General features: G+C 37.9%; 22 protein-coding genes. 21 read left to right on the top strand and 1 reads right to left on the bottom strand.

Annotated elements, in window-relative coordinates; genetic code table 11:
- Positions 1-133: 133 nt before the first annotated feature.
- The 14 genes from SFC32_RS04725 to SFC32_RS04660 all read left to right on the top strand — a co-directional run bounded on the left by SFC32_RS04725 (position 134) and on the right by SFC32_RS04660 (position 13,534).
- On the top strand, positions 134-2,197 hold the full coding sequence (locus SFC32_RS04725) for a GBS Bsp-like repeat-containing protein (protein ID WP_411049386.1): 2,064 nt from the start codon (positions 134-136) through the stop codon (positions 2,195-2,197).
- 61 nt (positions 2,198-2,258) lie between these two features.
- Complete coding sequence (locus SFC32_RS04720; RefSeq protein ID WP_039697270.1) at positions 2,259-2,828, top strand: L,D-transpeptidase; 570 nt, start codon at positions 2,259-2,261, stop codon at positions 2,826-2,828.
- A gap of 311 nt (positions 2,829-3,139) precedes the next feature.
- The gene (gene xseA / locus SFC32_RS04715; protein ID WP_411049387.1) at positions 3,140-4,468 is read left to right on the top strand and encodes an exodeoxyribonuclease VII large subunit; all 1,329 of its coding nucleotides are present in this window, start codon (positions 3,140-3,142) and stop codon (positions 4,466-4,468) included.
- Positions 4,458-4,673 carry an exodeoxyribonuclease VII small subunit gene (locus SFC32_RS04710; protein ID WP_006531527.1) on the top strand — a complete coding sequence of 72 codons (216 nt, stop codon included), beginning with the start codon at positions 4,458-4,460 and terminating at the stop codon, positions 4,671-4,673. Before xseA ends, SFC32_RS04710 begins: the two co-directional genes overlap by 11 nt.
- Positions 4,673-5,542 carry a polyprenyl synthetase family protein gene (locus SFC32_RS04705; protein WP_411049388.1) on the top strand — a complete coding sequence of 290 codons (870 nt, stop codon included), beginning with the start codon at positions 4,673-4,675 and terminating at the stop codon, positions 5,540-5,542. The genes SFC32_RS04710 and SFC32_RS04705 overlap by 1 nt, the downstream gene beginning before the upstream one ends.
- On the top strand, positions 5,535-6,359 hold the full coding sequence (locus SFC32_RS04700) for a TlyA family RNA methyltransferase (protein ID WP_411049389.1): 825 nt from the start codon (positions 5,535-5,537) through the stop codon (positions 6,357-6,359). Before SFC32_RS04705 ends, SFC32_RS04700 begins: the two co-directional genes overlap by 8 nt.
- Positions 6,346-6,816 (top strand): arginine repressor, encoded by a 471-nt coding sequence (locus tag SFC32_RS04695; RefSeq protein ID WP_074559509.1) that lies wholly within the window; start codon positions 6,346-6,348, stop codon positions 6,814-6,816. Before SFC32_RS04700 ends, SFC32_RS04695 begins: the two co-directional genes overlap by 14 nt.
- 13 nt (positions 6,817-6,829) lie before the next feature.
- Positions 6,830-8,488, top strand: coding sequence for a DNA repair protein RecN (gene recN / locus SFC32_RS04690; protein ID WP_411049390.1), 1,659 nt, complete (start codon positions 6,830-6,832; stop codon positions 8,486-8,488).
- 136 nt (positions 8,489-8,624) lie between these two features.
- The gene (locus tag SFC32_RS04685; RefSeq protein ID WP_039697266.1) at positions 8,625-9,467 is read left to right on the top strand and encodes a DegV family protein; all 843 of its coding nucleotides are present in this window, start codon (positions 8,625-8,627) and stop codon (positions 9,465-9,467) included.
- Positions 9,460-10,308, top strand: a complete 849-nt coding sequence (locus tag SFC32_RS04680) for an SGNH/GDSL hydrolase family protein (RefSeq protein WP_411049391.1) — start codon at positions 9,460-9,462, stop codon at positions 10,306-10,308. The genes SFC32_RS04685 and SFC32_RS04680 overlap by 8 nt, the downstream gene beginning before the upstream one ends.
- Positions 10,277-10,879: a YpmS family protein gene (locus SFC32_RS04675; protein ID WP_039697264.1), complete on the top strand. Its 603-nt coding sequence runs from the start codon at positions 10,277-10,279 to the stop codon at positions 10,877-10,879. Before SFC32_RS04680 ends, SFC32_RS04675 begins: the two co-directional genes overlap by 32 nt.
- 94 nt (positions 10,880-10,973) lie before the next feature.
- The gene (locus SFC32_RS04670; RefSeq protein ID WP_009853724.1) at positions 10,974-11,249 is read left to right on the top strand and encodes an HU family DNA-binding protein; all 276 of its coding nucleotides are present in this window, start codon (positions 10,974-10,976) and stop codon (positions 11,247-11,249) included.
- A 178-nt stretch (positions 11,250-11,427) separates the two neighbouring features.
- Positions 11,428-11,625 carry a hypothetical protein gene (locus SFC32_RS04665; protein WP_133018061.1) on the top strand — a complete coding sequence of 66 codons (198 nt, stop codon included), beginning with the start codon at positions 11,428-11,430 and terminating at the stop codon, positions 11,623-11,625.
- 424 nt (positions 11,626-12,049) lie between these two features.
- Entirely contained in the window at positions 12,050-13,534 is a 1,485-nt protein-coding gene (locus tag SFC32_RS04660; protein ID WP_081341867.1) for a peptide MFS transporter, read from the top strand.
- 109 nt (positions 13,535-13,643) lie between these two features.
- Here SFC32_RS04660 and SFC32_RS04655 read toward each other — a convergent pair whose 3' ends face one another.
- A complete protein-coding gene (locus SFC32_RS04655; RefSeq protein ID WP_074601406.1) occupies positions 13,644-14,579 on the bottom strand; it encodes a dihydroorotate oxidase in 936 nt (311 codons plus the stop codon).
- A gap of 321 nt (positions 14,580-14,900) precedes the next feature.
- Between SFC32_RS04655 and SFC32_RS04650 the strand changes: the two genes are divergently transcribed.
- The 7 genes from SFC32_RS04650 (at position 14,901) to recR (ending at position 22,481) form a co-directional block, all read left to right on the top strand.
- On the top strand, positions 14,901-15,215 hold the full coding sequence (locus SFC32_RS04650) for an ArsR/SmtB family transcription factor (RefSeq protein WP_006531516.1): 315 nt from the start codon (positions 14,901-14,903) through the stop codon (positions 15,213-15,215).
- A gap of 2 nt (positions 15,216-15,217) precedes the next feature.
- Positions 15,218-17,101: a heavy metal translocating P-type ATPase gene (locus tag SFC32_RS04645; protein ID WP_411049392.1), complete on the top strand. Its 1,884-nt coding sequence runs from the start codon at positions 15,218-15,220 to the stop codon at positions 17,099-17,101.
- Between the two features lie 374 nt (positions 17,102-17,475).
- A complete protein-coding gene (locus SFC32_RS04640) occupies positions 17,476-18,168 on the top strand; it encodes a phosphoglycerate mutase (RefSeq protein ID WP_020916409.1) in 693 nt (230 codons plus the stop codon).
- Positions 18,169-18,343: 175 nt separating this feature from the next.
- Positions 18,344-18,865: a transcription repressor NadR gene (locus tag SFC32_RS04635; RefSeq protein WP_039697260.1), complete on the top strand. Its 522-nt coding sequence runs from the start codon at positions 18,344-18,346 to the stop codon at positions 18,863-18,865.
- Positions 18,866-19,041: 176 nt separating this feature from the next.
- Positions 19,042-19,590 (top strand): hypothetical protein, encoded by a 549-nt coding sequence (locus SFC32_RS04630; RefSeq protein ID WP_411049393.1) that lies wholly within the window; start codon positions 19,042-19,044, stop codon positions 19,588-19,590.
- Positions 19,591-19,743: 153 nt separating this feature from the next.
- A complete protein-coding gene (pbp2b, locus tag SFC32_RS04625) occupies positions 19,744-21,825 on the top strand; it encodes a penicillin-binding protein PBP2B (RefSeq protein ID WP_411049394.1) in 2,082 nt (693 codons plus the stop codon).
- Between the two features lie 59 nt (positions 21,826-21,884).
- Positions 21,885-22,481 carry a recombination mediator RecR gene (gene recR, locus SFC32_RS04620; RefSeq protein WP_014334442.1) on the top strand — a complete coding sequence of 199 codons (597 nt, stop codon included), beginning with the start codon at positions 21,885-21,887 and terminating at the stop codon, positions 22,479-22,481.
- Positions 22,482-22,489: the final 8 nt, after the last annotated feature.

The following is a 22,489-nucleotide window of genomic DNA, read 5'->3' as shown; positions in this document are numbered from 1 at the left end:
AATCTGTATTAGCTTTTTTCTAAAATTATCCAAAAGATTTTTTTAGAAAAAACAGTGTAATCTTTTTGTAACAAAAAACTGGTTATAAGCAAGTTTTTGGGAAATGTTTATTTTATCAAAGGGGAAAGATATTATGAAAAAAGGTAACTTTAATCAAAGAGCACAACGCTTTTCAATTCGTAAATATAGCATTGGAGTTGCATCTGTTTTGGTAGCAAGTGTGCTATTTATGGGAGGACATGTTGTAGCAGCTGAGGATATGTTGTCAGCGGATACCATGTTACAAGAACAAGTCATTCAATCAGGTAATAATCAGGTAGTAACTAACGAAAATACTAAGCAGGAAACAAGTGAGGAAGAGCTTGTTTCTAAAATCAATCAGCCCAGTGAAGTGCCTGATATCGGTGATAAAGAAGAAACTGTGAATGCTGATCAAAACCTAGCTTTAAAGGATGATCAAGTATCTACAAAAGAAAATCAGCCAGAACAAGAGACTGTTGTTAGCGAAGAAATTAATCAGTCAGCGGACTTTCCTGAAACTGTCACTGTTGATGCGGCTGATTTAGTAGGTGAAGCAAAAGCCAATCAAGAGTCATTTGTTAGAGAATCAAAAGTGTCTGTCACTGCTCGAAGTAATTTGCCAAGCCAAGGTTATTACACTTATTCTCAAAAGACAGAAGTAAAAAATGAACCGAGTGCCTCAGCTCCAGTTGCTTTTTATGCTAACGCTGGTGACCGTGTCTTTTATGACCAAGTCTTAACACGAGACGGTTATCAATGGATTTCTTATAATTCTTATTCAGGTCAACGCCGTTATGCTGCTATTTCTAAATTAACAGCTGAAGTTGTTCAAAAATTATCTGGCTCACTTAATTTTCAAAATGTGACAAGCCAAGGCTTTGATGTCCTAGTAACAAATATCTCAGATCCTAAGGAGATTACAAGTGTTAAAGTTCCTGTTTGGACTGTTAAGGACGATCAAGATGATATTATTTGGTACGACGCCACTAGACAAGGTAATGGTGATTACAAAGTCCATGTGAATATAGTGGATCATAAAGGTGAAACAGGAACCTACAATGTTCACTTGTATTATCAAGAAAGCGATGGACATCTTCAAGGGGTAGCGGCTAAGCAAGTAACTTTACCAGAAAAAACAGTTGGTGCCAAGACAATTCCAGCTCAAGGTTCTTACGTATTTCAAAATACAGTAGAAGTAAAAAATGAAGCTCGTATGTCAGCACCGACAGAATTTACCTTTGAAAAGGGTTATAAATTAGATTATTACGACCAAGTTTTAGAGGCTGATAATCATCAATGGATTTCTTACGTCAGCCATGGTGGCGTTCGTCGCTATATTCCAATTGCAACTTTGACAAATCAAAAAACAACAGGAGATATTTCGGTTAATAATCATGCTAACGGTGATTTTGATGTGGTTATTTCGAATATTTCAGATGCCAATGGTGTATCAGCCGTCAAGGTTCCTATCTGGACCGTTAAGAATGACCAAGACGATATCATTTGGTACGATGGTGCCAAACAAAACGATGGGACTTATAAGGTAACTGTCAAACTTTCAGACCATCGTAATGAACGAGGAGCCTATAATATTCACCTTTATTATGTAGAATCAAATGGTCAGCTGCAAGGTGTTGCGGGAACTCAAGTGACGATTCCTGAAGCAAGATTGTCGGGCGATTTACACATTAGCAATCAGTCTGCAGCAGGTTTTGATATTTTGGTAACTAATGTGTCTAATCCTGGTTCACTGAAAGCAGTTAAGGTACCTGTCTGGTCAACGCAGGGAGGACAAGATGACATTATTTGGTACACTGCAACTAAACAAGCTGATGGTAGTTATAAGACAAGGGTTAATGTTAGTGACCATAAAAATAATTATGGTGAGTACAATATCCACCTTTATTATGAGCAAGCAGATGGTTCTCTGAAGGGTGTCGGTGGTGTTAAAACAACCCTTGAAGCACCTAAGACACCAGCAATGCCACAAAGTGGGACTTATACTTTTACAAGTTTAAAAGAGGTCAAGAGTCAACCGCGTTTATCAGCACCAACAGAATTCACGCTTGATGCAGGTTACCAAGTCCGCTATGACAAGGCTTTGTATGCGGATGGTCATCAATGGATTTCTTATCTTAGCTATGGTGGTTTAAGACGTTACGTTTTAATAGATTAAAAGGAGAAGGGGCTTCTACCAGTGCTTAAACTGGTAGAGGTAGAGTTTAGGAAAAGGGAAAATGAGAAAGAAGTTTTCAAAAAAGGTTCTTATCTTACTTTTGACTTTTACTAACCTAGTGGTTGGTTATGGTCTGTGTCGACAACTGATGGTTACTCATCAAGAATCTGAGGTTAAACTTGATGAGTATGCTTTTGAAAAAAGCATGAAGAAAACTCAGAAGAAAATTTATCCTGACTTGTCAAAGTATGATCATTTAAGTATTTTAGTGTCAATTTCACAGCAGAAAATGATTGTTTATTCTAAAAATGATGTCATTTTTAAAACCAAAGTATCGACTGGCGCTAAAGATACGCCAACACCAACGGGGAAATTTGCTATCGAGGCAGAACGTGGTGACTTTTCTTATGATGATAGTTTGAACCGAGGTGTTTGTTACTGGGTATCCTTTAAAGACCATGGAGCATGTCAGTTTCAAAGTCTTCCGACGGATTGGAAAGGAAAGGTCTTGAAAGGAGAGACGAAAAAACTCGGAAAGGCATGTACTGATGGGAATGTAAGGTTATCAAAAGAAGATGCCAAGTGGCTTTTTGAGAACATGCCAGAAGGAGTTATCGTTAGTGTGCATTAGTTAGAGGTCCTAGAATTAGAAAAAATTTTCGATTTTCAATAGAGCCGCTTTTGAATTTCTAGGCTCGAGAAAAAACTGTCCACTGGACATAACTCACTTTTGAATTTCTAGGCTCGAGAAAAAACTGTCCACTGGACATAACTCGCTTTTGAATTTCTGGGCTCGAGAAAAAACTGTCCACTGGACATAACTCGCTTTTGAATTTCTGGGCTCGAGAAAAAACTGTCCACTGGACAGTTTTTTTCTGCTATAATAGTAAATGATATGCAAAATTTGTATGAAGTCAAAAATACTATGGAAAGGAGCCTGTCATGTCAGATTATTTAAGTGTTTCAACCTTAACTAAATACCTTAAATTAAAGTTTGATCGCGATCCTTATTTGGAGCGGGTTTATTTGACAGGTCAGGTTTCCAATTTTCGACGTCGTCCAACGCATCAGTACTTTTCTTTGAAAGATGAAAATGCAGTGATTCAAGTGACGATGTGGGCAGGGACTTTTAAAAAACTTGGTTTTGAGCTTGAAGAAGGTATGAAAATCAATGTTGTGGGACGTGTCCAACTTTATGAACCGAGTGGGTCATATTCTATTATTATTGAAAAGGCAGAACCAGACGGTATTGGTGCTTTAGCGCTGCAATTTGAACAGTTGAAGAAGAAATTAGCAGAAGCTGGCTACTTTGATGAGCGTCATAAGCGTCAACTGCCTCAATTTGTGAAGAAAATTGGTGTGGTAACCAGTCCAAGTGGAGCGGTTATTCGAGATATTATCACGACTGTCTCTCGTCGTTTTCCTGGGGTTGAGATTTTACTTTTCCCGACAAAGGTTCAAGGAGAAGGTGCTAGTCAGGAAGTGGCTGCTAATATCGCCAAAGCAAACGAACGTGATGACTTAGATCTTTTGATTATTGGTCGTGGTGGAGGTTCTATCGAGGACTTGTGGGCTTTTAACGAAGAAATTGTTGTTCAAGCGATTTTTGAATCTCGTTTGCCAGTCATTTCGAGTGTGGGACACGAGACGGACACGACATTGGCAGATTATGTTGCCGACCGTCGTGCAGCGACTCCGACAGCGGCTGCTGAACTTGCGACACCTGTGACTAAGGCTGATATTATTTCTTGGATTGCTGAACGTGATAATCGTATCTATCAAGCTGCTCTACGTCGCATTAAGCAAAGTCAAGAACGTCTTGATAAATTAGCTAATTCAGTGATTTTTAGACAGCCAGAGCGTTTATATGATGGTTATGTTCAAAAACTGGATCGCTTGGTCATGTCCTTGACAAATACCATGCAAAATCAATTTAGCCAAGCTAAACAACGTCAAGAGTTATTACATCAGCGTTTACTTGCTTTGGATTTTGATAGTCAGATTAAGCATTACAAAGACAATTTGCAAAGTTTAAGACGCTTATTGTTATCAAATATGACTAGTCAATACGATAGTAAGTTAGCTCGATTTGAAAAGGCACAAGATGCCTTATTGTCCCTTGATACTAGCCGTATTATTGCTAGGGGCTATGCGATGGTGCAAAAAGATGATAAAGTCATCTCAAGTGTGACCGATGTCAATCTAGGAGACAAATTGACGGTTCAATTAAAAGACGGTCAACTCGAAGTGGAGGTAAAAGATGCCAAGTAAAAAAACATTTGAAGAAAATTTACAAGATTTAGAAGCGATTGTAACAAAACTTGAAAACGGCGATGTGGCTCTTGAAGACGCTATTGCTGAATTTCAAAAAGGAATGCTTCTTTCGAAAGAATTGCAAAAAACACTAGATTCAGCTGAAAAAACACTTGTTAAAGTGATGCAAGCTGACGGAACTGAAACAGAAATGGATGCCTAATGGATAAAGTAAGTAAAATTGGTCAAGCCATTCATCGATATTACGAACAAAAAGATTTAGTATCACCAGATTTGATTGAGTCAATCTTGTATTCTGTTGATGCTGGGGGCAAACGTATCCGTCCATTGATTTTTCTGGAATTGCTAGAAGGTTTTGGAATTTCTTTGACAGATGCTCATTATGATGTGGCTGCCGCTCTTGAAATGATTCACACAGGTAGTTTGATTCATGATGATTTACCTGCCATGGATGATGATGATTATCGTCGCGGACGCTTAACAAACCACAAAAAATTTGATGAAGCAACAGCGATTTTGGCTGGAGATAGTCTCTTTTTAGACCCATTTGATTTGGTGGCAAATGCTGCGCTAACAGCTGACATCAAAATTCGTTTGATTGCAGAATTATCACATGCTTCAGGAACTTATGGTATGGTTGGTGGTCAAATGCTTGATATGAAAGGTGAAGAACGCAAACTCAACCTTTCAGAATTGCAATTGATTCATGCAAATAAGACAGGAAAATTATTAACCTTCCCTGTTGTGGCGGCTGGTATTGTTGCAGGAGTAGCTACTGAAGAACTTGAGGAGCTGCGCAAAGCAGGAAGCTTGATTGGGCTTGCTTTCCAAGTTCGCGATGATATTTTAGATGTGACAGCAAGTTTTGAAGAAATTGGAAAAACACCGAAAAAAGATTTACTAGCTGACAAAGCGACTTACCCAAGCTTACTTGGTTTAGATAAGTCTTATGAGATTTTAAATCAATCGCTTGACCAAGCGCTAGCGATTTTCAAAAACCTCTCAGCCACTCATGGCTTACATGCAGAAAAAATCACAGAAATGATAGAAAGGTTACGACTAAATGCCTAAGGAAAGAGTTGATGTACTAGCCTATAAACAAGGGCTTTTTGAGACACGTGAGCAGGCAAAACGTGGAGTAATGGCTGGTCTAGTGGTCAATGTTATTAACGGCGAGCGCTACGACAAACCAGGTGAAAAAATTGATGATGCAACAGAATTAAAACTAAAGGGTGAAAAATTAAAATACGTCAGCCGAGGTGGACAAAAACTTGAAAAAGCTTTGCAAGTTTTTGAGATTTCTGTTGATGGTCAAACAACGATTGATATTGGTGCTTCAACAGGTGGTTTCACAGACGTGATGCTACAAAATGGTGCAAAATTGGTTTATGCTGTTGATGTGGGAACCAACCAATTGGTTTGGAAACTACGTCAAGACGAACGTGTGCGTAGTATGGAACAATATAATTTCCGCTATGCTGAATTGGCTGATTTTACCGAAGGGCAACCAACTTTTGCTAGTATCGATGTCAGTTTTATTTCGCTGAATTTGATTTTGCCAGCACTTCATAATATTTTGGCTGATGATGGTCAAGTGGTAGCTCTTATCAAACCACAATTTGAAGCTGGACGTGACCAAATCGGAAAAAATGGAATCATCCGTGACAAGGCTGTGCACCAAAAAGTTTTGGAAACTGTGACAAGTTTTGCTGTCGATTTCGGATTTACAGTTAAAGGGCTTGATTTCTCGCCTATCCAAGGTGGACATGGTAATATTGAATTTTTGGCGCATTTGCAAAAATCAGCTGATGCGAAAAATTTAGTTGCTGCTATGATTCCAGAAATTGTTGAAAAAGCGCATAAGGAATTTAAAGATGAAAAAGAGTGAACGTTTAGAATTAATTAAAAAGATTGTTGCTGAAAATGCTGTCGAAACACAGCATGATTTGCTAAAGTTGCTTGAGGCTGAAGGACTCACTTTGACACAGGCTACCATTTCTCGTGATATGAATGAGATTGGTATCATCAAAGTGCCGTCAGTTGATGGACCATACATTTATGGCCTTTCAAAAGATAAAACTAAAAAAGTTGGACAAGTGTCTGTTCCAATTAAAAGCACTGTCCTTGCAGTTTCAGAGGAAACTGCAGGTCTTGAAAACATGATTAATCTTGATGTCATTCCAGGAAACAGCCGCTTAATCAAACGTTTCTTGTTGGAAGATTTCAAAGATAGTCTTTTTAGCGTTATTGCTGATGATGATAGTTTGTTAGTGGTCGCAAAAACAGCAGAAGATGCTGCAGCCATTCGCCAAGAAGTTCGTAAATGGATGTCTGACCACAAATAAGAAAGGTCGTTCTATGCTTTTAGAAATTTCCATTAAAAATTTTGCCATCATTGAAGAAATCTCATTGACTTTTGAAAATGGCATGACCGTTTTGACGGGTGAAACTGGTGCAGGGAAGTCTATTATTATCGACGCCATGAATCTCATGCTTGGTGCGCGTGCGAGTCTTGATGTCATCCGTCACGGGGCAAATAAAGCTGAAATTGAAGGTCTGTTTTCAGTTGGTGAAAATGCTGCGCTCACGCAAATTCTGGAAGAAAACGGCATTGAAGTTACGGAAGAATTAATTATCCGTCGTGAAATTTTGCAAAATGGTCGTTCAATTGGTCGCATTAATGGTCAGATGGTTAATTTGACAACTCTTCGAGCTGTTGGTCAATATTTGGTTGATATTCATGGCCAACATGACCAAGAGGAACTAATGAAGCCAAATATGCATATTCACATGCTTGATGAGTTTGGAGACGGTCATTTTGCTGCGGTTAAAAAGCATTATCAAGAACTTTTTGAAAGTTACCGTCGCTTGCGTAAACGTGTTTTAACCAAGCAAAAAAATGAGCAAGAACATAAGGCTCGTATCGAAATGCTGGAATTTCAAATTGCAGAGATTGAAGCAGCTGCCCTAAAATCAGGTGAAGACCAAGTTCTAAACCAAAAACGTGATAAATTGTTAAATCACAAACATATCGCAGACACATTAACCAATGCTTATGTCATGCTTGATGATGAAGAGTTTTCAAGTTTGTCAAACATTCGTTCAGCTATGAACGACTTGATGACCTTGGAAGAATTCGATGCGGATTACAAAGATATGTCATCAAATGTTTCTGAAGCTTATTATATTTTAGAAGAAGTGACTAAGCACTTAGGTGATGTTATTGATGAGCTTGATTTTGATGCTGGCAGTCTTCAACAAATTGAAGCTCGTTTAGAAGTGATTTACAGCATTACTCGAAAATACGGTGGCAGTGTTGATGATGTTTTGGATTATTACGAGAATATCACTAAAGAGTACAATCTTTTGACCGGCAATGATGAGTCATCTGATGATATGGAAAAAGAGCTCAAACGCTTGGAAAAAGAATTGATTGTTGCTGCTGAAAACCTTAGCCAAGAACGTCATCGATTAGCTAAAAATTTGGAAGCTGAAATCAAGCAAGAACTGGCTGATTTGTACATGGAAAAGGCTGATTTTCAAGTGCAATTTAGCAAGGGAAAATTCAATCGTGATGGGAATGAAGCTATTGAATTTTACATTTCAACTAACCCTGGTGAAGGTTTCAAGCCTTTGGTTAAGGTAGCCTCTGGTGGTGAAATTTCACGTTTAATGTTAGCTATAAAATCTGCCTTTTCACGTAAAGAAGACAAGACAAGTATTGTCTTTGATGAGGTTGATACAGGAGTTTCTGGACGTGTAGCGCAAGCTATTGCCCAAAAAATCTATAAAATCGGTAGTCACGGGCAAGTTTTGGCGATTTCACACTTGCCACAAGTGATTGCGATTGCGGATTATCAATTCTTTATTGAAAAACGTAGTGATGAAAATACAACTGTTTCAACAGTGCGTTTGTTAAGTGAAGAAGAGCGTGTGGAAGAAATTGCAAAAATGCTTGCTGGTAGTGATATTACGGAAATGGCGCGTGAACAAGCGCGTGAATTGCTAAAGAAATAAAATAGGAGCCTCAGGGCTTCTTTTTTTGTCTTCTAAAACCTGGTTGATAAAATGTCCCCCAACTGCTAAAAATTTGGTATAATGGTTGTTAGGATAAATTTTGATATAAAGTTTTGAAAGTATGATAGGATAAAAAATGAGTAAAATTAAAATTGTTACAGATTCATCTTTAACGATTGAACCAGAATTAGTAGAAAAATATGATATTACAGTTGTGCCATTGTCAGTTATGATTGATGGTGTTGTTTATTCTGATAACGACATGAAAGAGGAAGGAAAATTCCTCAACTTGATGCGTAACAGCAAAGAATTGCCTAAGACAAGTCAACCCCCTGTTGGTGTGTTTGCAGAAGTTTACGAAAACTTGATGAAAAATGGTGCTGAGCACATTGTTTCAATTCACATCACGCACACCCTTTCTGGAACTGTTGAGGCAGCCCGTCAAGGAGCTAACCTTGCTGGAGCAGACGTAACGGTTATCGATTCAACATTTACAGACCAATGTCAAAAATTCCAAGTGGTGCAAGCTGCCAAATTAGCCCAAGAAGGTGCAAGCTTAGAAGAAGTTCTTGCAAAAGTTGAAGAAGTTCGTCAAAAATCAGAACTTTACATTGGTGTTTCAACTCTTGAAAATTTGGTTAAGGGTGGACGTATTGGACGTGTTACAGGTCTTCTCAGCTCACTACTTAACATTCGAGTGGTTATGGAAATGATTGATTGCGAATTGAACACAGTTATCAAAGGTCGTGGTGTTAAAACATTTAACAAATGGCTTGATAGCTTTATTGAGCATGCACAAACATCTGGCAAGAAAGTCGCTGAAATCGGTATTTCATACTGTGGAACGGCTGATATGGCAAATGGCTTTAAAGAAAAGCTGCAAGTTTTGGGTGCTCCAATCGCTGTTTTAGAAACTGGTTCAATCATCCAAACGCACACTGGTGAAGACGCTTTTGCGGTTATGGTACGCTATGAATAAGAAAAAGAATTTTTTAACTGGGTTTGCTTTCTTTTTAGCAAGCCTTCTTCTGTTTATCGCCGTTTTTAATATTTTGATTCCAAAATCAGATCAAGAATTAACCAAAAAGGATTTCTTAGCTCAGAAAACAAAGTCATTTCATTATGTGGCTATCGGTGATTCCTTGACCGAAGGGGTTGGCGATACAACTAATCAAGGTGGTTTTGTCCCAATTCTATCCCAAAGTTTAACAGATACTTATCATTATCAAGTCACACATGATAATTATGGGGTTTCAGGAAATACCAGTAACCAGATTTTGACACGAATGAAAGATAAGCAAGACATCCAAAATTCCTTAGCTAAAGCTGATATGATGACCCTAACCGTTGGGGGGAATGATGTTATGGCCGTCATTCGCAAGCATTTGACGAAATTATCTGTGGCGACCTTTAAAAAGCCTACCAAATCATATCAAGAACGTTTACGTCAGATTATTGAGCTAGCTCGTTCAGAAAATGAAGATTTGCCAATTTATATTTTGGGAATTTATAATCCTTTTTACTTGAATTTCCCTGAAATGACGGAGATGCAAGAAATTATCAATGATTGGAATGATGCTACTGAGAGCGTGACAAAAGAGTATCATCATGTTTACTTCGTTCCAATCAATGATCAACTTTATAAAGGAATTGATGGTCAAGAAGGAATCGTGTCAACATCTGGTGACCAAACAACGGTTATCAACGATGCTTTGTTTAGTGGTGACCATTTCCACCCGAATAATATTGGCTATCAAATTATGTCAGACGTAACAATGGAGAAAATCAATGAAACTAAAAACGAATGGAACAAAGACTAACTGGTGGAAGTGGGCGTGTCTCCTCATTTTAGCTATTAATGTGGCTTTTGTGGGAGTGATTGCTAGCCGCTTAATTCAAGTTAGAGAACCAGCAGCACAAACGATTACTTCAAAAAAGGTTAAAAGTGTCAAAGTTGGAACAGTTTCAACGACACGTGAGCAATTGAATGATACGGTTGCTGCTTATTTGAAAGATTATCAAACAAAAAATTCGTCTTATAATGTTTACGCAACTTCATCAGCGATTTTGTTTGAAGGAACTTATACTTTTTTAGGTTATGAAGTACCACTTTATATTTATTTCCAACCAAGTCGCCTAGAATCGGGAGCTATTCAGCTAAAAATCACCTCATTTTCAGTTGGGACACTAACATTGCCAGAATCAGAAGTTTTGAAATACTTAAAATCAAGTGTAGACCTTCCAAATTTTGTGGAAGTTTTGCCAAAAGAGTCTGTTATTAATATCAATATTCAGAGCATAAAAAACGATGCAGGTATCTTTTTGAAAGCGACAACAATCGATCTTGTGGGCGATCAATTTAACTTTGATATTTACAAGAAAAACAGCTAATTAAACGTTTAATACTTGACCTTAAGCCTTTTTTTGGGTATCATAGACTTTGTTAAAGTGTTAACGCTTAGAAATTAATTGGAGGATTTGTTAAATGGCTAACAAACAAGATTTAATCGCTAAAGTTGCAGAAGCAACTGAGCTTACTAAAAAAGATTCAGCAGCAGCTGTAGATGCAGTATTCTCAGCAATCGAAAGCTTCCTTTCTGAAGGCGAAAAAGTTCAATTAATCGGTTTTGGTAACTTTGAAGTTCGCGAACGCGCAGCTCGTAAAGGTCGTAACCCACAAACTGGTGAAGAAATTGAAATTGCAGCTTCAAAAGTACCTGCATTCAAAGCTGGTAAAGCACTTAAAGACGCTGTAAAATAATTACATAGAAAAGAACCTTGTCATATCAACCTTTGTTGAGTCTGGCAAGGCTCTTTTTTTCTTGTAAAGAGGAAAAGTTTTACAGTAATAAGTCAAAGTAATCCATGCTTTTATGTTATAATCGAACATAGAAATATCGTGAACTTACGTGTGATAAATGTAAAGAAAGAGTTAAATCATGGATAAAACACTTTTGTTAGTTGTTATTTTTTTAGGGGCGTTTTCACTTTTTAAAGCAGTGATGTTAATTATGGTGGGGCTTGCCATGAAACCAAAAGTTGATGAAAACGGAAATGTCATCGCTCAAGATCAAGCAGAAGAAGATGATAAAACAAGCCCAGGCGAAGACGACAGTGATTTTTGGGATAATTGGTAAAGAATAAGGAAGTTGGGGTGAGAGCTGATTTCTCAGCCGATTATGGCTAAGTTAGCAGTGAGTACTTGCTTAAAAATTGTCTGAAGTTGGAAATCTAGCTTGTAAAGGAAACTAAGTCACTTAAAGTTGGCAATCACTGTTTTTATATTTTTGACAATCATTTTTAAAAATTTATCTCCAGATTGTTGAAATGCGTATTTTTATTACAATTTTATAAATTGAGAGGTTGAGTATTTTTGACTTAGCCTCTTTAAAAGCCCAAAAATAGCGCCTTTGTGGCGCTATTTTTTTGAGCAAGTCATTTGAAAAAGATGTTGATTTTGAGAGAAATTTACTGTGATTATATCCATTTTCAAGAATTTACTTAATATTTTAAATAAAATTTCTATTGCCCAAATTAAAAAAAATCTATATAATGGATTGTATGGAAAAAAATAAAGAAAAAACATTTTTTGGACAGCCTAAGGCTTTGTTTACTTTATTCCAAACAGAACTTTGGGAACGATTCTCGTATTATGGAATGCGTGCAATCTTAATTTACTATTTGTACGCATCTGTTACTTCAGCTAACGCAGGGTTAGGACTTCCTAAGCCACAAGCAATGGCTATTGTAAGTATCTATGGAGCTCTTGTATACCTTTCTGGTATTATTGGTGGATGGTTTGCAGACCGCGTCCTCGGCGCATCTCAAACAATCTTTATCGGTGGTATTCTTATTACCCTAGGGCACGTCGTTTTAGCTCTTCCGTTTGGCTTGACGTCTCTTTTCATCTCACTATTCTTGATTATCTTGGGAACAGGGATGTTGAAACCAAACATTTCAAATATGGTTGGTCACTTATATGAACCAGACGATCCTCGTCGTGACACAGGTTTCAATATCTTTGTTATCGGTATCAATATCGGTTCATTGCTTGCTCCTATCGTAGTAGGAACAGTTGGACAAAGTATCAACTATCACTTAGGTTTCTCTCTTGCCGCTATTGGTATGGTATTTGCTCTATTTGTTTATTGGTATGGACGAATGAAGCAATTCCCAGAAATTGGAAACAAACCTTCCAATCCATTAACGACAGCAGAGAAAAAAGGGTTAGCAATCAAATCAGTTATTGGTTTTGTTATCTTAGCTGTTGCTGGAACATTACTTTACCAAGCAAGCCCAGCTAAATTCGTTGATAACGTCATCAATATTCTATCAATGGCTGGTATCTTCATCCCATTTATCTACTTTATCTTGATGTTCGCATCTAAAAAAGTTTCAAGTACAGAACGTAAGCAATTGTTGGCTTACCTTCCATTGTTCTTGTCTTCTATCGTTTTCTGGTTAGTTGAAGAACAAAGTGCGACAGTTATTGCTGTCTGGGGTGAAACTCGTACAAACTTGCATCCAACAATCTTTGGTATTAACCTTTACATTGACCCTTCATGGTATCAATTGCTTAATCCATTGTTCATCGTTATTTTGACACCATTATTTGTTTGGATTTGGAACAAAATGGGTGAACGTCAACCATCAGCGGTTACAAAATTTGGATTAGGATTGTTGTTAACTGGTGTGTCATACATGATCATGGCTTTGCCAGGTATGTTGTATGGAACAAACAACCGTGTAAGCTTTATCTGGTTGGTAGTAATGTTTGCCGTTCAAATGGCTGGTGAGTTGTTAGTTTCTCCAGTAGGTCTATCTGTTTCAACTAGACTTGCACCACTTGCATTCCAATCACAAATGGTTGCACTTTGGTTCTTGGCAGACTCAACTTCACAAGCAGTGAATGCTTTGATTACACCATACTTTACTAAAGACACAGAAGTAGCATTCTTCGGTATCTTAGGACTTGTATGTCTTGGTATTGGTGCTTTGTTGCTACTTATCAAAAAACCAATTTTGAACTTAATGCGTAATAATTAATCTTTTAGGAACTCTTTCTCTTATGAGAAGAGCTTCTATGTCAACTGTAGGAGGTGGCAAATCCTAAAAAGAGTGAGGACAACATGTCCTTGCTCTTTTTGTTTTTTTATTAGTCGATATATTTCAATTTGCCACGGAAGTCTTCTAGGGTTTCATAACCTTTTTCTTCCATGATAGCTTTAAGTTCTTCTGTGATGCGGGCAAAGGCAGCAGGACCTTCTTGGTGAAGAATTGTTCCTAGTTGAACCATACTTGCACCACACAAGATGTGTTCAAACGCGTCACGACCAGATTTGACACCACCAGTTCCAATGATTTGGATAGAAGGATTTAGGCGGTTGTAAAAGGCATGGACATTAGCAAGGGCAGTTGGTTTTACATAATCACCACCGATGCCACCAAAACCATTTTTAGGTTTGATAACAACAGTTTCATCGTCAACCACCAAACCATTTCCGACTGAGTTGATGCAGTTAACGAAAGTTAGTGGAAATTGATTGAAGATAGCTGCCGCACGGTCAAAGTGTGCGATGTCAAAATATGGAGGCAGTTTAACTCCAAGAGGTTTTGTAAAGTATGTGAAGATATCTTTTAAAATTCGTTCAGTTGTTTCAAAATCATAAGCAATTTGTGGCTTACCTGGGACATTTGGACAAGAAAGGTTTAGTTCTACAAGTCCTTGGTAGTCAGATTCTTGAACTGTTTTTAAGATAGTATGTGTTTCTTCTTCAGACATACCAACAAGTGACAAGAAGTGATTTTTACTATTTGGTGTGTTTTGGAGTTCAGTAACGTAGTCAAGATAATATTGGAAACCATTGTTTGGTAGTCCCATAGAATTGATTGAACCAAGAGCTGTATCAGCGTAACGCGGTTCGGGATTTCCTGGACGCGCAGCCAATGTTCCAGTTTTTGTGACGAAAGAGCCTGCAGCAGAAGCCTCAATTTCAGCTAATTCTTCTCGAGTCATACAATAAACGCCAGCAGCGTTCATCAAGCAGTTGTCAAAATCGAAAGCTCCAATTTTTGTTGCAGTTGAAACCATAAAGTCCTCCAAAAATCTATTATCACACAATAGTGAATTTTCTGATATTACAAGAAACATTTTACTATTTCAGTAACCTGAAAGCAAGTGTTTTTCCGAACAATCTTGAAAATATTATAAAAAACAGAAAGATTTTGCGTAATTTTTGATACTTTTTCTGTTTTTTATCTTGTTAATAGACTGAAAAAATGAAAAATACCTCTCGAATTAAACAAAGTTAGTTCATGCTTGCATAGTTTTTGTGAAAGTGATAAACTGATTACAGTAGAACATTTGAGTAATTGTTCAAGTGTTTTATAAAAGATATTGGAGATAATTAAGATGATTGAGACTAATGAATCACAAAAATTGCTAAAAGGTGATTTGCTAACGGATGTTTCCAGCTTTTTTAAGGCGTTAGGAAACACGACTCGTTTGCAAATTATTTCTTGTTTAAGCAAGGGAGAGTTAAAATCTAGTGAATTAGCAGAAATTTTAGAGATGACGCCATCAGCGATTTCACATCAGTTGACTATGCTAAAAAATCTCAAGATTGTTTCTGTTCGACGCGAAGGGAAAAATCAGATTTATGCCCTTGCTGATAAGCATATTAGCCAAGTTTTGGAGTCTGTTGTAGAGCATTATCAGGAGGATTAATCATGTCACATAAACATAAAAAGAAGCTCGCTCGCATCTTGCTAGCAGCGCTAGTTTTTCTTGTCGTTTTCCTTGTGGTTCGCTTGAACCATCTGGGCTTAGTCGTTCAAGCTCTCTTATATGCCATTCCATTTTTAATGGCTGGTTATGACGTTTTGAAAAAAGCCTTGGTAAAAATAAGTCAAGGGAAAGTCTTTAGTGAACATTTTTTGATGTCACTAGCGACACTTGGAGCATTTGCTCTTAGTTTTATGACTGGTGAGGCTGAATTTGCTGAAGCAGTATTTGTAATGATCTTCTACCAAGTTGGTGAATTCTTTGAGCATATTGCTGAAGGTAGCAGTGAAAAATCAATCTCAGAATTGCTAGATTTGAGACCTAGCCTTGTTCATTTGGAAGAAGGTGGTCAAACGGTTGATGTTGATCCGAAAGACTTACAAGAAGGCCAAGTGATTGTGATTCAACCTGGGGAGAAGGTTGCGATTGATGGTATCTTGGTTTCTGGTGAGTCTTCAGTTGACACAGCAGCTTTGACAGGAGAAAGTTTACCACAAAGTGTTCAGGTTGGTGACCAAGTTCTCTCAGGGATGATTAATATGACTGGTGTGATTCGTGTTAAAGTTTTGCATCGTGTTGAAGATTCTACTTTGAGTAAGATTTTAGATTTGCTTGAAAATTCAACAGCCAATAAATCAAAGAGCGAACGTTTTATGACTAAGTTTGCAGAAGTTTACACGCCAACGGTAGTTATTGCTGCTTTGATTTTAGCTTTCTTACCGCCAGTATTTTCAGGTGATTTTGTAGGGAACTTTCCAGAGTGGCTGAGCCGTGCGCTTACTTTCCTTGTTATTTCTTGTCCATGTGCTTTGGTCATTTCTATTCCGCTTAGCTTTTTTGGCGGTTTGGGAGCAAGCTCAAAAGCTGGTGTTCTCATTAAAGGCTCAAACTATCTTGAAAGTTTAGCTTCACTTGAAACGTTGCTTTTTGATAAAACAGGGACTTTGACAGAAGGTGTTTTTGAGGTAACGGCTCTTCATTCAGATGATATTAAGAAAGAGCATTTACTACATTTGGCTAGTCACGTGGAACGTTTTTCAAGTCACCCGATTGCTCAATCACTTCGTGAAGCTTATGAAAAAGAAGCAGATGATTGTTCGATTACAGATGTGACTGAAAAATCTGGTTACGGTATTAGTGCTAAGGTAAACGGTCATGATGTGGCTGTCGGAAATACTAAATTTATGGATAGCTTAGGAGCTAAATGGAAACCTTGCCATAAAGTCGGAACGATTGTTCATGTGGCTATTGATGGTGCTTATGCTGGTCATATCGTTATTTCAGATTGCATTAAATCAGATACCAAGGAAGCTCTGGAACAACTTAAAAAAGCTGGAGTGAAAAATCTTGTCATGTTAACGGGAGACCGTCACGAAGTAGCTGAAAAAATTGCTGATGACTTGTCAATGACAGATTACAAAGCGGAGCTATTGCCAGCTGATAAGGTCAGTGAACTGGAAGGCTATTTGTCGAAAAAATCTCCTCGTGCCACAGTCGGATTTGTTGGTGATGGCATTAATGATGCTCCTGTATTAGCTAGAGCTGATATCGGTATCGCCATGGGGGGGCTTGGTAGTGATGTTGCCATTGAAGCAGCAGATGTTGTTGTTATGAATGACCATTTGTCAAAAATTGCGCAGGCTATCAAGATTGCACGCCAGACAATCACTATCGCTAGAGAAAACATTATTTTCTCAATCGGTATCAAGGTTTTAGTCTTGATACTCGCTAGTTTAGGCTTAGCTAATATGTGGCTAGCCATCTTTGCTGACGTTGGTGTGACAGTACTTGCGACCTTGAATGCCATGCGAACAATGAAATTGACATAGAAAATTTTTTGAATTATAATAGCCTTAATCATATAGAAAGCTACCATTTTCGTTAGAAAGTGGGGTGGTATGACCGCAATTGAATCATTCTTTTTGAGAATCGATTGCTGGTCATGCCATTTTTTTTATTTTGAAAAAAATGTGAGTAAATGGTTGGTAATGGCAGAGTCTTTTACAGAAAATTAGCAATTATACTAGCTTTTTTAGAGCTTTTTGGGTAGAATAGTAAGAGTAAACGACTTTTGTCGTAATAATAATTGGTTAAAATGCTGAGCCAAAAATAGTTTAATGATTTGCCATTCTGGTAAGAGTTAAGATCTATTTTTCGCTGTGTATTTATAGCCTTTGGACTATTTTAAAGGAGACTTTATCTAATGGTAAAATTAGTGTTTGCACGTCACGGGCAATCTGAATGGAACAAAGCTAACCTTTTCACTGGTTGGGCTGACGTTGACCTTACAGAAGAAGGTACTAAACAAGCTACTGAAGCTGGTAAATTGATCAAAGAAGCAGGAATCGAATTCGATGTTGCTTTCACTTCAGTTCTTAAACGTGCTATCAAAACAACTAACCTTGCTCTTGAAGCTTCTGACCAACTTTGGGTTCCAGTTGAAAAATCATGGCGCTTGAACGAACGTCACTACGGTGGTTTGACTGGTCAAAACAAAGCTGAAGCTGCTGAAAAATGGGGTGACGAACAAGTTCACATCTGGCGTCGTTCATACGATGTATTGCCACCAGCTATGGCTAAAGACGATCAATACTCAGCACACACTGACCGTCGTTACGCTAACCTTGATGACAAAGTTGTTCCAGATGCAGAAAACTTGAAAGTTACTTTGGAACGTGCCCTTCCATTCTGGGAAGATAAAATCGCTCCAGCTCTTAAAGATGGTAAAAACGTCTTTGTAGGTGCTCACGGTAACTCAATCCGCGCTCTTGTAAAACACATCAAACAATTGTCAGATGACGAAATTATGGATGTAGAAATCCCTAACTTCCCACCACTTGTATTCGAATTTGACGAAAAATTGAACGTTACTGACGAATACTTCTTGGGTAAATAATCTGATAAGAGATTATAAGGCGTAAAGCCCTTGATATGAAAGCATTCTAGGCTAGTCCCTAGGGTGCTTTTTTTGAATTTGTTACCCCTTTTGTTATCAGTTCGGAGAAATTCTGTTTTCGTTCAATTTGTGGTATGATTAGTAGTAAGTATTATATTTTGTAAAGGGGGCTTTTATGAAAGCAGCAGAACGCCGTCAAAAAATTATTGATATTTTGAGTCAGACGCAAGTTCCCATTTCAGCAAGTGTTTTAGCAGGTCAACTTGGTGTGAGTCGCCAAATTATTGTAGGAGATGTGGCTTTGTTGAGAGCAGCTAATCATGATGTCATTTCTACGCCACGAGGTTATGTCTTATCTCAGGCACTTTACTCACACCAGTTTATCGGGAAAATTGCTTGTCAACACGGTCCAGAGCATACTAAAGAAGAATTGGAGAGTGTCATCTCAAAAGGTGGCATTATGGTTGATGTGGAAGTTGAACATCCAATTTATGGGATGCTGACAGCACCTCTTAATATCAAAAGTCAGGAAGATATTGATAACTTTATGGAGAAGGTTGAACATTCAAATGCTACACTCCTTTCATCTTTAACGGATGGTATTCATACACATACCTTGTCATGTCATTCAAAAGATGAATTTGAAGAAATCAAATCTGACTTGTCTGATAAGGGCTTGCTTTTGAAATCAAATTAAAACAGCTACAGGTGTCTTGACACCTGTTCTTTTTTTCTTTATAATAGGCTAGGTCAGTTAGCTACTTTCAAAAAAACGTGTGTATTGCTTGTTAGTTAATTGATTAAAGCTATCGTCATACCTGAGTGATAATTGGGGATCATTCAGGTATTATCATATATAAAAGGAGTTGTCATATGAGACGTCATCAAACTAAGTCTCTTGCTTTTACAGCTATTTTAGTTGCCTTTGGGATTTTAATTCCTATGGTTATGCCGGTTAAGGTTGTCATCGGTCCAGCTTCATTTACACTAGCTAGTCATGTGCCTGTCTTTATGGCTATGTTCATTTCACCGCAAGTGGCTGTTTTAGTCGCTTTGGGAACAAGTCTTGGATTCTTGTTAGCTGGTTTTCCAATTGTCATCGTTTTGCGAGCTGTATCGCATTTGTTGTTTGCAGTCGTTGGTGCTATCATGATTAAAAAACGCCCATCACTGCTTGAAAAGCCAGTTTTGACATTTGGATTAGCTATTTTCTTAAATATTTTACATGGTTTAGCAGAATTCATCGTTGTTCTTGCTTTAACAGCTGGTGCACATACAGGAGCAGCTTATATTTGGTCTTTGGTAGGCTTGATTGGGTTAGGTTCTCTCGTTCATGGAACAATTGATTTTTACATTGCGTATTTCCTTTGGAAATTCTTACGTGATAAAGTTGGCGTTGATTTTTCAGTTGATGCTAAATAGAGTGAAAGGAGTGTTAAATCACTCCTTTTTTGGTGCGCTTTTTTTCTTGAAAAGTGGGGATGTAAAAAAGTGAAAAGTTTTACATTTTGTGTCACTCTCTTTTAAGTAAATTGTGATAAAATATAAAACGAAGCTTTTAATTGTGAGGAAAGAATGTCAGTTAAGAAGAGATTGAGCAAAATCAAAATTGCCAAAAAAACAACCAGTATTACAAAACGTATTTATTTGATTTTTGCAGTTATCGTCGTCTTATTTTCAATTATTATTTTAAGATTGGCACAGATGCAAATTTTAAATAAATCTTTTTACGATGATAAGTTAAATTCATCAACTACCTACAAGGTAACGTCCTCAAGTCCTCGTGGTCAAATTTTTGATGCCGCAGGCAATCTATTAGTATCAAATAATGTTAAACAGGTCGTTGCTTTCACACGTAGTAATACCATCACTGCTGAGGAAATGAAAAACTTGGCAAAAACGCTATCGACCTTGGTTGATTTTACAGAAACAAATGTTACAACACGTCAGAAAAAAGATTATTATTTAGCTGATTCAGACACTTATGCTAAGGTAGTCAAGAGTCTTCCAAATAATCAAAAATATGATAATTATGGTAATAACTTAACAGAATCAAAAGTTTATGCCAATGCTGTCAAGGCTGTAACGGATGATGAGATTAATTATTCAGAAGACGAATTGAAGTTGGTGTACATTTTCAGTCAGATGAATGCTGCCTCAACTTTCAGTACGGTTAACTTGACGACTGGTGATTTGACAGATGAGCAAATTGCTTATATCACAGCTAACCGTTCTAAATTATCAGGCATTTCGATTGCAACTGATTGGGATCGTCAAACATCAACAGGTTCTCTATCAACCCTTATTGGTACAGTTTCTTCAAAACAATCAGGTTTGCCAGCTGAAGAGGCAGAAGAATATCTAGCTAAAGGTTATTCGATGAATGACCGTGTCGGAACATCTTATCTTGAAAAAGCTTATGAAGATGATTTGCAAGGAACACACACAGTTCGTGAAATCACTACCGATAAGAATGGTAACGTTGTGGCAGATGATGTTACTAGCGAAGGTAAAGCTGGTAAGAATTTGAAGTTGACTGTTAACTCTGATTTTCAATCAGGTGTCGAAAATATTTTGAATCAGTATTACGGAGCCTCAATCGCTGCTGGTTTTGCTACTTATTCAGAAGGTGCCTATGCTGTTGCATTGAATCCTCAAACAGGAGCTATTTTAGCCATGGCTGGTTTGTCGCATGACACTGGTTCATCAACAACAACTCTAGACGCTCTTGGAACAATTAATGACCTCTTTGTTCCAGGGTCAGTTGTCAAAGCTGCAACTATCAGTTCAGGTTGGGAAAATAATGCGATTTCTGGTAACCAAGTCATTGCCGACCAGTCAATCAATCTTGCTGGCTCTCCAGCCATTAAATCGTGGTTCACAGGTAGTGGGGCAACGAATATCACAGCTGTTCAAGCCCTTGAGTACTCTTCAAATACTTACATGGTTCAAGTTGCTCTTAAAATGATGGGGCAAGAATATTATTCTGGAATGGCACTTGCCACAACTGGAACAAAAGAAGCTATGGAAGAACTTCGTGCTACCTATGCCGAATATGGTTTAGGAACAAGCACTGGAATGGATTTGCCAGAAACAACGACTGGTTACCTCTCAGAAGATTACAGCCCTGGTAATGTCTTAACAGAAGCCTTCGGTCAGTACGATTCTTACACACCAATGCAACTTGCTCAGTACGCTGCAACAGTCGCAAATGGTGGTAACCGTGTTGCACCACACATTGTCGATAGTGTTTATGATAATGATGGCACAACAGGACTTGGCAACTTGTCTAAAACGATTGATACTAATGTTTTAAACAAAGTTAATATTTCAAGTGATGAAATGGCTCTTCTTCAACAAGGTTTCTATCAAGTGGTAAATAGTACAAGTGGTTATGCTACTGGTACTCACATGCGTGGAAATGTCACTATCGCTGGTAAAACAGGTACTGCCGAAACTTACAAAGAAGATGGTAATGGTAATGTTGTGACAACAGTAAACTTGAGTGTTCTTGCTTACGATTACTCAAAAAATGATGATTCTAAAATTGCGGTTGCGGTTATCATCCCTCACTTGACAAGTGATGATAATCACCCTAACCAATTAATTGCGCGTGACATTATTAACTTGTACATGTCAACATACGCTAATAAATAAAAAAGAAGTTCGAGTCGGCGAAGGTCGGCTCGTGACTTTATCAGAAGAAAGGAGAAAAAATGCTTTATCCAACACCGATTGCAAAGCTAATTGATAGTTTTACAAAGTTACCAGGAATCGGGATTAAAACGGCGACGCGTTTGGCCTTTTACACGATTGGTATGTCTGATGAAGACGTGAATGAATTTGCTAAAAACTTGTTGGCTGCAAAACGAGAATTAACTTATTGTTCAGTGTGCGGGAATTTGACTGATGAAGATCCTTGCCAAATTTGTAATGATCAGACACGTGATCGTTCAGTGATTTTGGTGGTTGAGGATTCAAAAGATGTCTCAGCTATGGAAAAAATCCAAGAATATCACGGACTTTATCATGTCTTACACGGGCTTATTTCACCGATGAATGGTGTCGGTCCTGATGATATTAATTTGAAGTCATTGATTACACGTTTAATGGATAGTGAGGTTAGTGAGGTTATTATTGCAACCAACGCCACCGCAGATGGTGAAGCAACATCTATGTATATCTCACGTGTCCTAAAACCTGCAGGAATCAAAGTAACACGCTTGGCGCGTGGATTAGCGGTAGGTTCAGATATCGAATATGCCGATGAAGTTACCCTACTTCGTGCCATCGAAAACCGAACAGAATTGTAGGATACGAG

This window comes from Streptococcus sp. TATVAM-FAB8 (assembly GCF_046592795.1).
GTDB lineage: Bacteria > Bacillota > Bacilli > Lactobacillales > Streptococcaceae > Streptococcus > Streptococcus ruminicola.
This window is presented reverse-complemented; position numbering and strand designations above follow the sequence as displayed.

Coding starts and splice junctions, on each gene's coding strand:
- SFC32_RS04725 (WP_411049386.1), top strand. CDS start 134: ATGAAAAAAGGTAACTTTAATCAAAGAGCACAACGCTTTTCAATTCGT.
- SFC32_RS04720 (WP_039697270.1), top strand. CDS start 2,259: ATGAGAAAGAAGTTTTCAAAAAAGGTTCTTATCTTACTTTTGACTTTT.
- xseA (WP_411049387.1), top strand. CDS start 3,140: ATGTCAGATTATTTAAGTGTTTCAACCTTAACTAAATACCTTAAATTA.
- SFC32_RS04710 (WP_006531527.1), top strand. CDS start 4,458: ATGCCAAGTAAAAAAACATTTGAAGAAAATTTACAAGATTTAGAAGCG.
- SFC32_RS04705 (WP_411049388.1), top strand. CDS start 4,673: ATGGATAAAGTAAGTAAAATTGGTCAAGCCATTCATCGATATTACGAA.
- SFC32_RS04700 (WP_411049389.1), top strand. CDS start 5,535: ATGCCTAAGGAAAGAGTTGATGTACTAGCCTATAAACAAGGGCTTTTT.
- SFC32_RS04695 (WP_074559509.1), top strand. CDS start 6,346: ATGAAAAAGAGTGAACGTTTAGAATTAATTAAAAAGATTGTTGCTGAA.
- recN (WP_411049390.1), top strand. CDS start 6,830: ATGCTTTTAGAAATTTCCATTAAAAATTTTGCCATCATTGAAGAAATC.
- SFC32_RS04685 (WP_039697266.1), top strand. CDS start 8,625: ATGAGTAAAATTAAAATTGTTACAGATTCATCTTTAACGATTGAACCA.
- SFC32_RS04680 (WP_411049391.1), top strand. CDS start 9,460: ATGAATAAGAAAAAGAATTTTTTAACTGGGTTTGCTTTCTTTTTAGCA.
- SFC32_RS04675 (WP_039697264.1), top strand. CDS start 10,277: ATGAAACTAAAAACGAATGGAACAAAGACTAACTGGTGGAAGTGGGCG.
- SFC32_RS04670 (WP_009853724.1), top strand. CDS start 10,974: ATGGCTAACAAACAAGATTTAATCGCTAAAGTTGCAGAAGCAACTGAG.
- SFC32_RS04665 (WP_133018061.1), top strand. CDS start 11,428: ATGGATAAAACACTTTTGTTAGTTGTTATTTTTTTAGGGGCGTTTTCA.
- SFC32_RS04660 (WP_081341867.1), top strand. CDS start 12,050: ATGGAAAAAAATAAAGAAAAAACATTTTTTGGACAGCCTAAGGCTTTG.
- SFC32_RS04655 (WP_074601406.1), bottom strand. CDS start 14,579: ATGGTTTCAACTGCAACAAAAATTGGAGCTTTCGATTTTGACAACTGC.
- SFC32_RS04650 (WP_006531516.1), top strand. CDS start 14,901: ATGATTGAGACTAATGAATCACAAAAATTGCTAAAAGGTGATTTGCTA.
- SFC32_RS04645 (WP_411049392.1), top strand. CDS start 15,218: ATGTCACATAAACATAAAAAGAAGCTCGCTCGCATCTTGCTAGCAGCG.
- SFC32_RS04640 (WP_020916409.1), top strand. CDS start 17,476: ATGGTAAAATTAGTGTTTGCACGTCACGGGCAATCTGAATGGAACAAA.
- SFC32_RS04635 (WP_039697260.1), top strand. CDS start 18,344: ATGAAAGCAGCAGAACGCCGTCAAAAAATTATTGATATTTTGAGTCAG.
- SFC32_RS04630 (WP_411049393.1), top strand. CDS start 19,042: ATGAGACGTCATCAAACTAAGTCTCTTGCTTTTACAGCTATTTTAGTT.
- pbp2b (WP_411049394.1), top strand. CDS start 19,744: ATGTCAGTTAAGAAGAGATTGAGCAAAATCAAAATTGCCAAAAAAACA.
- recR (WP_014334442.1), top strand. CDS start 21,885: ATGCTTTATCCAACACCGATTGCAAAGCTAATTGATAGTTTTACAAAG.